At 68.4% G+C, this 9729-nt stretch carries 10 protein-coding genes; 1 reads left to right on the forward strand and 9 read right to left on the reverse strand.

From position 1 onward, the window contains the following. Positions 1 to 978, forward strand: coding sequence for an L-histidine N(alpha)-methyltransferase (egtD, locus tag QBJ89_RS03515; RefSeq protein ID WP_277979157.1), 978 nt, complete (start codon positions 1 to 3; stop codon positions 976 to 978). A gap of 123 nt (positions 979 to 1101) precedes the next feature. On the opposite strand, the gene pnp is transcribed toward egtD, so the two are convergent. The 9 genes from pnp to infB form a co-directional block, all read right to left on the reverse strand. Further along, positions 1102 to 3444 (reverse strand): polyribonucleotide nucleotidyltransferase, encoded by a 2343-nt coding sequence (pnp, locus tag QBJ89_RS03520; protein WP_277979158.1) that lies wholly within the window; start codon positions 3442 to 3444, stop codon positions 1102 to 1104. Between the two features lie 227 nt (positions 3445 to 3671). Continuing rightward, complete coding sequence (gene rpsO / locus QBJ89_RS03525) at positions 3672 to 3941, reverse strand: 30S ribosomal protein S15 (protein WP_219753998.1); 270 nt, start codon at positions 3939 to 3941, stop codon at positions 3672 to 3674. Between the two features lie 25 nt (positions 3942 to 3966). Beyond that, complete coding sequence (truB, locus tag QBJ89_RS03530; protein WP_277979159.1) at positions 3967 to 4986, reverse strand: tRNA pseudouridine(55) synthase TruB; 1020 nt, start codon at positions 4984 to 4986, stop codon at positions 3967 to 3969. A 4-nt stretch (positions 4987 to 4990) separates the two neighbouring features. Next, complete coding sequence (locus tag QBJ89_RS03535) at positions 4991 to 5683, reverse strand: site-2 protease family protein (RefSeq protein WP_277979160.1); 693 nt, start codon at positions 5681 to 5683, stop codon at positions 4991 to 4993. A gap of 33 nt (positions 5684 to 5716) precedes the next feature. Then, positions 5717 to 6163, reverse strand: coding sequence for a VOC family protein (locus tag QBJ89_RS03540; RefSeq protein WP_277979161.1), 447 nt, complete (start codon positions 6161 to 6163; stop codon positions 5717 to 5719). Further along, positions 6160 to 6741, reverse strand: coding sequence for a thymidine kinase (locus QBJ89_RS03545; RefSeq protein ID WP_277979162.1), 582 nt, complete (start codon positions 6739 to 6741; stop codon positions 6160 to 6162). The genes QBJ89_RS03540 and QBJ89_RS03545 overlap by 4 nt, the downstream gene beginning before the upstream one ends. Next, a complete protein-coding gene (locus QBJ89_RS03550; RefSeq protein WP_277979163.1) occupies positions 6741 to 6968 on the reverse strand; it encodes a hypothetical protein in 228 nt (75 codons plus the stop codon). The genes QBJ89_RS03545 and QBJ89_RS03550 overlap by 1 nt, the downstream gene beginning before the upstream one ends. A gap of 31 nt (positions 6969 to 6999) precedes the next feature. Continuing rightward, on the reverse strand, positions 7000 to 7395 hold the full coding sequence (rbfA, locus tag QBJ89_RS03555) for a 30S ribosome-binding factor RbfA (protein WP_277979164.1): 396 nt from the start codon (positions 7393 to 7395) through the stop codon (positions 7000 to 7002). Between the two features lie 187 nt (positions 7396 to 7582). Next, a partial coding sequence (gene infB / locus QBJ89_RS03560) for a translation initiation factor IF-2 (RefSeq protein WP_277979165.1) occupies positions 7583 to 9729 on the reverse strand: 2147 nt, incomplete at its 5' end.

Genomic DNA, 9729 nt, shown 5'->3' on the forward strand with positions numbered 1-9729 from the left:
ATGCTCAAGCCCGAGATCGACGACGGCCAGGCCAGTCTCGCCGATCCCCAATTCCGCGCCGACGTGCTCGCCGGGCTGGCGCGCCGCCCGCGCGCGATTCCGGCGCGCTGGTTCTACGACCATCGCGGTTCGCAGCTGTTCGAGCAGATCACCGAGCTGCCCGAATATTATCCGACGCGTACCGAGACCGCGCTGCTCCACGATCTCTGCCCCGAGCTGCGCCAGCTCGCCGGGCCGGGGCGGGCCGTGGTCGAGTTCGGCTCCGGCTCGTCGACCAAGACGCCCAATGTGCTGCGCTGCGTCGAGCCAGCCGCTTATGTGCCGATCGATATCTCGGGCGATTTCTTGCGCGAGTCGGCGCAGGCGTTGGCGCAGGCCTTCCCTGGCCTGCCGGTGCTGCCGTTCGAGGGCGATTTCACGCGTCCGCTGACGCTGCCCGTGCAGGTGACGGAGCTGCCGAAGCTCGGCTTCTTCCCGGGCTCGACGATCGGCAACTTGATCCCGCTCGCCGCGGTCGACCTGCTGCGCGCGATGCGCGCCTCGCTCGGCGAGGGAGCGATGCTGCTGATCGGGATGGACCGGATCAAGCGCCCCGACGTGCTGCTGCCCGCCTATGACGACGCGCAGGGCGTCACCGCGGCGTTCAACCTCAACCTGCTCGACCGGATCAACCGCGAGCTGGACGGTACCATCCCGCTCGACGCCTTCCGCCATTGCGCGGTGTGGAACGACGATCGCGCGCGCGTGGAGATGCACCTGGAGGCACGCCGCGACGTTGCCTTCAAGGTCGAGGGGCGCGCGTTCGACATCGCCGTGGGCGAGACGATCCACACCGAGAACAGCCACAAATATGGCGAGCGCGACGCGCGCATCCTGCTCCGCAGCGGCGGCTGGACCCCGGTGCGCGAGTGGACCGACGACAAGGGCCTGTTCGCGGTGATCCTGGCCGAGGCGCAGCCCGAGCGGCCGGCGCCGTGATGCGAGAAACGCCGCTACGCTGACACGACGACGGCCCCGGCATCGCTGCCGGGGCCGTTTTCTTTGCTCAGCCTACTTGATTACCGCTTGGTGCTCCTGCGCGCGCAGGAGCACGTCAGCGGCTCAGTCGCGGTCGCCCGTCAGGAAGGCCGGCGCGAACGCGGGCGCATCGCCCTCGTCGCCGCCTTCCTTGGCGCCGCCCTCGCTGCGCTCGCGGCGCGGGCCGCGGCCCTCGCGGCGCGGACCACGGTCACCGCCGCGATCGCCGCCGCGGTCACCACCGCGGCCACCACCGCCCTCGCGGCGCGGGCCGCGATCGCTGCGCTCAGCGCGCGGCTCGCGCGCGGGGCGGGTGTCTTCCAGCTCGGCGCCGGTCTCCTGGTCGACGACGCGCATCGACAGGCGAACCTTGCCGCGCGGGTCGATCTCGAGGACCTTGACCTTCACTTCCTGGCCCTCGGTGACGACGTCACCCGGCTTCTCGACGCGCTCGTTCTTCATCTCGGATACGTGGACAAGACCGTCCTTGCCGCCCATGAAGTTCACGAAAGCGCCGAAGTCGACGATGTTGACGACCTTGCCGTTGTAGATCTTGCCGACCTCGGCTTCCTCGACGATGCCGCGGATCCAGTTCATCGCCGCCTCGATCTGCGCGCCGTCCGACGAGCTGATCTTGATCACGCCTTCGTCGTCGATGTCGACCTTGGCGCCGGTGGTGGCGACGATCTCGCGGATCACCTTGCCGCCGGTGCCGATCACGTCGCGGATCTTCGACTTGTCGATCTGCATCGTCTCGATCCGCGGCGCATGCGCGGACAACTCGGTGCGGGTCTCGCCCAGCGCCTTGTTCATCTCGGCCAGGATGTGCGCGCGGCCGTCCTTTGCCTGCGCCAGCGCGACCTTCATGATCTCCTCGGTGATCCCGGCGATCTTGATGTCCATCTGCAGGCTGGTGATGCCCTCGGACGTGCCCGCCACCTTGAAGTCCATGTCGCCGAGGTGATCCTCGTCGCCGAGGATGTCGCTGAGGACCGCGAAGTCCTTGCCCTCCAGGATGAGGCCCATCGCGATGCCCGAGACCGGACGCTTGAGCGGCACGCCCGCGTCCATTAGCGCGAGGCTGCCGCCGCACACCGTCGCCATCGACGACGAGCCGTTGCTCTCCGTGATGTCGCTGGTGACTCGGATCGTATAGGGGAACTCTTCCTTGGTCGGCAGCACCGGGTGCAGCGCGCGCCACGCCAACTTGCCATGGCCGATCTCGCGACGGCCCGGCGCACCGAAGCGGCCCACTTCACCGACCGAATAGGGCGGGAAATTATAGTGCAGCATGAAGTGCTGGTAGGAGAGGCCGTTGAGCCCGTCGATCATCTGCTCGGCGTCGCGCGTGCCCAGCGTCGTGGTGGCGATCGTCTGGGTCTCGCCGCGGGTGAACAGCGCCGAGCCGTGCGCGCGCGGCAGGAAGTGGACCTCGGCGGCGATCGGACGCACCGTCTTGGTGTCGCGCCCGTCGATGCGGCGGCCGCTCTTGAGGATCGCGCCGCGGACGATGTCAGCCTCGAGCTTCTTCACCAGCTTGAGCGTGCCGAGATACTGCGCCGGGTCGCTCTCCTTCAGGTCGGCGAACGCCTCGCGCGCCTTGGTGCGCGCGGCGTTGAGCGCGTTCTGGCGCGCCTGCTTGTCGGTCAGCTTGTAGGCTGCCTCGACGTCCTTGCCGATCGCCTTCTTCAGCTTGGCCATGGTCGCGGTCTTGTCGTCGACCGGGGCGAGCTCCCACGGATCCTTGGCCGACTGCTCGGCGAGATCGATGATCGCGTTGATGATCTGCTGCGACGCCTTGTGCGCGAACATCACCGCGCCGAGCATCACCTCTTCCGACAGCTCCTTGGCCTCGGACTCGACCATCATCACCGCGTCGTGCGTGGCGGCGACGACCAGGTCGAGCTCGCCCTCGGCGACCTCGCCGTCGGTCGGGTTGAGCTGATACTCGCCGTCCTTGTAGCCGACGCGCGCGCAGCCGATCGGGCCCATGAAGGGCACGCCCGAGATGGTCAGCGCGGCCGAGGCCGCGACCATCGCGACGATGTCGGGCTCATTCTCGCCGTCATACGAGAGCACCTGCGCGATGCAGTTGATCTCGTTGTAGAAGCCTTCCGGGAACAGCGGGCGGACCGGGCGGTCGATGAGACGGCTGATCAGCGTCTCGCGCTCGGTCGCGCCGCGCTCGCGCTTGAAGAAGCCGCCGGGGATACGGCCGCTGGCGGAGAACTTCTCCTGATAATGGACGGTGAGCGGGAAGAAATCCTGCCCCTCCTTGACCGTCTTGGCGGCGGTCACCGCGCACAGCACGACCGTCTCGCCGAGCGTCGCGATCACGGCGCCGTCGGCCTGGCGCGCGACGCGGCCGGTTTCCAGCGTCAGCGTCTTGCCGCCCCACTGGATTTCCACCTTCTTGGTATCGAACATATGATTTCCTTCACTCCCCGGTGCGGATCACCGGGGGGCCTGCGTACGGACCGACATTGGTCCGGGAAGATCGGGCCGTATTGCCCTCTCTTCCGTCACCCCGACGGTAGGTCGGGGTCCAGCTCCAGCGGCTGGGGGGAGGCGCTCCCGCGCCCGTTCTCATGCTGGATCCCGGATCGGAGTCCGGGATGACAAAAGGGGCGGACCTTGCGGGCCGCCCCTTTGTGTCACTTACGAAGACCGAGCTTCGCGATCAGGGCGACGTAGCGGTCACCGTCGCGCTTGCGGAGATAGTCGAGCAGCGAGCGCCGCTTGTTGACCATCATCAGCAGGCCGCGGCGGGAGTGGTTGTCCTTCGCGTGGCCCTTGAAGTGCTCGGTCAGATTCTTGATCCGCTCGGTCAGGATCGCGACCTGGACCTCGACCGACCCGGTGTCGCCATCGGCGCGGGCGTGATCCTTGATGACTTCCTGGCGGCGTTCAGCGGTGATCGTCATTTATTTTCCTAGCGACATCTTTGCGTTACAGGTTGAAGCCGCGGATGACGCGGGCAAGCCCGCTTTCCACCTCGACCAGCGCGACGGGCGTCTCACCCAGCAGCGCGAGGGCCTGGCCGTCATCGGCGGCGATCCCGGCCAGCACTCGCCCCTGACGGAGCGCCCCTGCCTGGTCGGGAGTGAGCGATAGAGCCGGGATGTCGTCCAGCCCCGCGCCCAGTGGCAGAAGGGAGTGTTCAAGACCGCGCGCCTTAGCGAGTTCGTCGAGTTTGTCCAGCGATATCGCCTCGGCGAGCGTGAACGGGCCGGCCTTGGTGCGGCGCAGATAGGTGACGTGGCCGACCGTTCCGAGCGCCAGCGCGATGTCGCGCGCGAGGCTGCGGATGTAGGTGCCCTTGGAGACATGAGCGGTGAGGGTGATCTGGTCGAGCGGGGTTGACCCGTCCCTTGCTCCGTCATGCTGAACTTGTTTCAGGATCCACCCGTCCGCGGGCACCTCGGCCGCCGGATCTGCCGCGCCGTGAATCCCGAAACGAGTTCGGGATGACGGCGGGGGCGGGGCGGGCGCGTCTGACTCGGCGAGCGCCAGCCCATGCACCGTCACCTCCCGCGTCGCGAGCACCACCTCCTCGCCCGCGCGCGCCAGGTCATAGGCGCGCGCGCCGTCCACCTTGAGCGCGGAATAGGCCGGCGGCACCTGCGCGATCGGTCCGGTGAAGCGCGGCAGCACCGCCTCCAGCGCCGCGAACGTCGGCCGCACCGCGCTGCTCGCGATCACCGCGCCCTCGGCGTCGAGCGTGTCGGTTTGTTCGCCGAAGCGGATCGTGAAGTCGTAGACCTTGTCGCCGTCGAGCATCCGACCGGCCAGCTTGGTCGCCTCGCCGATCGCGATCGGCAGCACGCCGGTGGCGAGCGGGTCTAGTGTCCCGCCGTGCCCCACCTTCAGCTTGGGCACGCCCGCGGTTCGCAGCGCGCGCTTCACCGCGGAAACGCCCTGCGTCGACCCCAGCCCGAGCGGCTTGTCGAGGATCAGCCAGCCGTGCACGCGCTCAGCCCGCGATCGACTGGGCGAGGCCAAGATACCATTCGGTCAGCGCCTGCGCCGGCGGCGCCACCAGCCGCTGGACGATATTGGCGCCGGGCACGATCGACGGCAGCACCAGCAGCAGCAGGATGAACAGCAGCAGCCCGTAGCGCGCGAGCTGATCCCAGCGCTGCGCAAGCCGCTCCGGCAGCAGCCCGGCGACGACGTGCCCGCCGTCGAAGGGCGGCAGCGGGATCAGGTTGAAGATCGCGAGGAAGACGTTGATCATCACGAAGTTGAGCAGATTGGCCGCGACGAAGGCGGTGAGGCTGCCGGGCTGGATGCCGTAGAGGCTGGGCGTCAGCGCGCCGAGCAGTATCGCGCCGACCAGCGCGAGCACGAGGTTCGATCCCGGCCCGGCGAGCGCCACCAGCATCATGTCGCGGCGCGGATGCGGCAGGCGGCGCGCGTCGACCGGGACCGGCTTGGCCCAGCCGAACACCGGCGCCTTGGCGAGCGCGAGCAGCAGCGGCAGGATCACGGTGCCGACCGGGTCGACGTGGCGCAGCGGGTTGAGTGACAACCGGCGCTGTTCCGCGGCGGTGGGGTCGCCGAGCGCGCGGGCGGCGAGGCCATGGCTCACCTCGTGGAAGACGATCGCGAGCACCAGCGGGATGATCCACACTGCCGCCCGCCAGATGATGCCGGTGGGGTCCATGTGGAGCGAGATAGGGGAGGGCGCGAGGTTCGGCTAGGTGGCGGGTACGTCCCGATCGAACACGGTCACGCCCTTGCCGGGCTCGGCGCGATAATGCGCCAGTCGCGTTTCGAGCGTGCCGACGTGGATCTCGAGCTTATGGCCGTCGGGATCGAGGAAATAGGTCGATGCGCCCTCGCTGCGATCGGTCTTCCAGATCACGCACTCGGCGATCAGGCGCGCGCTCAGCGCCGCATAGTCCGCCTCTGCCACGCTGAAGGCGAGGTGGGTGTAGTCGGGATGCGGCGTCGTGCGCGCCACGTCGTCGTGGAGCAGACACAGCCACAGCGGACCCGCCTCGACATAGGCGCCGCGCGCCCAACGCGCGCGCACGGTGCAGGCCAGCACGTCGCGGTAGAAGGCGAGCGAGCGCGCCACGTCGCTCACCGCGAGCGTGACGTGATTGACGCCGGTCACCCGCGGGGGCGGCGGTGCACTCATCCCTCCGCCAGCGCCGCGCTGAAATGGCGGCGGCACAGCGCGACATAGCGGTCGTTGCCGCCGATCTCGGTCTGGCGTCCGGCCGAGACCGGCCGGCCATCGGCGTCGACGCGCAGGTTCATCGTCGCCTTGCGCCCGCACGCGCAGACCGATTTGATCTCCTCCAACGAGTCCGCGAGCGCGAGCAGCCGTGCCGAGCCCGCGAAGAGCTGTCCGAGGAAGTCGGTGCGCAGGCCATAGGCGAGCACGGGGACGTCCTGGACGTCGGCAAGCCAGGCGAGCTGGTCGACCTGTGCTGCGGTGAGGAACTGCGCCTCGTCCACCAGCACGCACGCCAGCGGCGCGCGCGCATGCTCGGCCGTGACCAAGGCGGCGAGATCGGTGGCGGCGTCGAACATCGTCGCGGGCGCGGCGAGGCCGATCCGCGAAGTGATCGAGCCGGCGGCAAAGCGATCGTCCACCGCGGCGGTGAACAGCATCGTGCGCATCCCGCGCTCGCGATAGTTGAAGTCGGCCTGGAGCAGGTTGGTCGACTTTCCCGCGTTCATGCTGGCGTAGTAGAAATACAGCTTCGCCATCACGCGAGCATTTCGATTCCGAGCGGCGCGTCGGTGCCGGCGTGGCGGGCGAGCCGGCGGTCGAAGGTGACGAAGGCGCGCGCGCTCACCGAGGCGACTAGGTGGAGCACTCCGTCGCCAACGTCGACCACCTCGAGGTCAAGTCCCGGCGCCCCGCCCTTCAAATCGCGGACCCCCTTGAGACCGACGACCTGACCCCTGCCCGACAGTCGCGTGATCGCGTTCATGCCGGTAAGATGCGTCGTACCTACGGAAGCGTCAATCGCCGCCATCCTCCGCAGGAAGGTCGCGCGCCACCTCGGGGCGGCGCAGCAGCGAGTCGATATGACTGCCCTCGTCGAAGCTCTCGTCCGCCAGGAACTTGAGCTTGGCGGCGTATTTTGTTTGCACCCGGTGTGCCACCTCGCGCTGGAGATAGGCAGTGTTGGTACGCAGCGCCTTGAGCACCGCCTCCTCGTCGCGCCCGAGCAGCGGCTTAACGAACACGGTGGCATGGCGCAGATCGGGTGACATGCGCACCTCTGTGATGCTCACCATATGCGACGCCAGCGTGTCGTCGTGCACGTCACCACGCTGGAGGATCTCCGACAAGACGTGACGCACCTGCTCGCCGACGCGCAGCGTGCGCACCGATTTTTCCTGGGGCTGGTTCATTCGGTTCTCATCCTCATCACGAGGAGTGCGTTACCGCACACAGGGCGACGACGTGACGTCATCCCGCTCTTGTTCCGGGATCCAGCGTTCCGCGACGCAACCATCGTGGTGCGTGCGCGAAGATGGATCCCGGCTCACGGACGGGATGACGACAGTCGTGCAGCGGCGGGGACCCGCCCGCAGCGCCTTACAGCGTGCGCTCGCGCAGCTCGACCTCGTACGTCTCGAGATAGTCGCCCGCCTTGATGTCCACGAAATTCTGCGTGAACGTCACGCCGCACTCCAGGCCGGCGCGCACTTCGGCGACATCGTCCTTGAAGCGGCGCAGCGACGCGATCTCACCCTGGTAGATGATGACGTCGTTGCGCGTGATGCGCGCCTTGAGCGCCTTGCGAATGACGCCCTCGGTGACGAGCAGACCCGCCGCCTTGCCGTGCTTGCCCGCGGAGAAGACCTCGCGGATCTCGGCGCGGCCGACCACCGTCTCGAACGCCTCGGGACCCAGCTCGCCCGCCATGCCGGCGCGGATCTCGTCGATGAGGTCGTAGATGACGTCGTAGTATTTCAGCGCCACCTTCTGCCGCTCGGCGATCTCGCGCGCCTTGGCGTTGGCGCGGACGTGGAAGCCGATGATCGGCGCCCCCGACGCACCCGCCAAAGTCACGTCGCTCTCGGTGATCCCGCCGACGCCCGAGTGCAGCACGCGCGCCTTGATGAGATCGGTCGAGATCTTGTTGATCGATGCGACGATCGCCTCGACCGTGCCCTGCGTGTCGGCCTTCACGACGAGCGGATATTCGATCGCGGCGTTGGCACGCAGCGCCGAGAACATGTTCTCGAGGCTGGTCGGCGCCGCCGTCGTGCGCTTCTGGAGCAGCACACTCTGACGGTACTCGGCCACCTCACGCGCACGTGCCTCATTCTCGACCACCTGGAGCTGGTCGCCCGCGGACGGTGTGCCCGACAAGCCGAGCACCTCGACCGGCATCGACGGACCCGCCTGCTTGAGCTGGCGTCCCTTGTCGTCGACCAGCGCGCGCACCTTGCCGCTCTCGGCACCGACGACGAAGACGTCGCCCACCTTGAGCGTGCCGCGCGTGACGAGCACGGTCGCGACCGGGCCGCGGCCCTTGTCGAGCTTCGCCTCGATCACGCTGCCCTCGGCGGCGCGATCGGGGTTGGCGGTGAGATCGAGCAGCTCGGCCTGGAGCTGGATCTTGTCGATCAGCTCGTCGAGCCCGGTCTTCTTGAGCGCGGAGACCTCGACGTCCTGCGTCTCGCCGCCCATCATCTCGACCTGAATGTTATGCTCGAGCAGACGCTCGCGCACGCGCTGCGGGTTGGCATCATGCTTGTCGATCTTGTTGATCGCCACGATCATCGGCTTGCCCGCCGCCTTGGTGTGGTTGATCGCCTCGATCGTCTGCGGCATCAGCCCGTCGTCGGCAGCGACCACCAGCACCACGATGTCGGTCACGTCCGCGCCGCGCGCACGCATCGCGGTGAACGCCTCGTGTCCCGGCGTGTCGAGGAAGGTGATCTTCGACTTGTCCTTCAGCGTCACCTGGTAGGCACCGATATGCTGGGTAATGCCGCCCGACTCGCCCTTGGCGACGTCGGTACCGCGCAGCGCGTCGAGCAGGCTGGTTTTGCCGTGGTCGACGTGACCCATGATCGTGACGACCGGGGGACGCGGCTGGAGCTCTTCCGTCGAATCCTCGGTGGTGTCGAGCGCGAGGTCGACGTCCGAGTCGGAGACGCGCACGATATTGTGGCCGAACTCGGTCACCAGCAGCTCGGCCGTATCCTGGTCGATCGTCTGCGTCATCGTGACGGGCATGCCCATCTTGAACAGCGTCTTGACGAGGTCGGCGCCACGCTCGGCCATGCGGTTGGCGAGCTCCTGAACGGTGATCGCCTCGGGCACCTGAACGTCGCGGACCTGCTTGGCCTGCGGCTCGCGCGGACCGGAGAAGCCGCGCTTCTCCTTTTCGCGGGCGCGCTTCAGCGCGGCGAGGCTGCGTGCGCGCGCGCCGTCCTCGTTGAGCGCGCGCGTGACGGTCAGCTTGCCGCCGCGGCGCTCGTCGCCCTTGCGGTCGCGTTGCTGCGGCCGCGCCGGTGCGGCGTTGCGCGGGGTGGCCTGACCGCTGGGCAGGCTGCGCGAAGCGCCGCCGGTCGCGGCGCTACCAGGCGCCGCCGGGGCGGCGCTGGCGGCCGGCGCCGCAGCCGGCTTCGGCTCGGGCTTGGGCTGCGGCTTCGGGATCTCCGGACGCGCGACCGGCGAGAAGCGTCGCGGCGCCGGTATCGCCGGGTCACGCGCGAGCTCGAGCACCG

It is taken from the genome of Sphingomonas phyllosphaerae, from assembly GCF_029623345.1.
Classification (GTDB): domain Bacteria; phylum Pseudomonadota; class Alphaproteobacteria; order Sphingomonadales; family Sphingomonadaceae; genus Sphingomonas; species Sphingomonas phyllosphaerae_C.

Coding starts and splice junctions, on each gene's coding strand:
- rbfA (WP_277979164.1), bottom strand. CDS start 7,395: ATGAACCAGCCCCAGGAAAAATCGGTGCGCACGCTGCGCGTCGGCGAG.
- egtD (WP_277979157.1), top strand. CDS start 1: ATGCTCAAGCCCGAGATCGACGACGGCCAGGCCAGTCTCGCCGATCCC.
- rpsO (WP_219753998.1), bottom strand. CDS start 3,941: ATGACGATCACCGCTGAACGCCGCCAGGAAGTCATCAAGGATCACGCC.
- QBJ89_RS03535 (WP_277979160.1), bottom strand. CDS start 5,683: ATGGACCCCACCGGCATCATCTGGCGGGCGGCAGTGTGGATCATCCCG.
- QBJ89_RS03540 (WP_277979161.1), bottom strand. CDS start 6,163: ATGAGTGCACCGCCGCCCCCGCGGGTGACCGGCGTCAATCACGTCACG.
- QBJ89_RS03545 (WP_277979162.1), bottom strand. CDS start 6,741: ATGGCGAAGCTGTATTTCTACTACGCCAGCATGAACGCGGGAAAGTCG.
- QBJ89_RS03550 (WP_277979163.1), bottom strand. CDS start 6,968: ATGAACGCGATCACGCGACTGTCGGGCAGGGGTCAGGTCGTCGGTCTC.
- pnp (WP_277979158.1), bottom strand. CDS start 3,444: ATGTTCGATACCAAGAAGGTGGAAATCCAGTGGGGCGGCAAGACGCTG.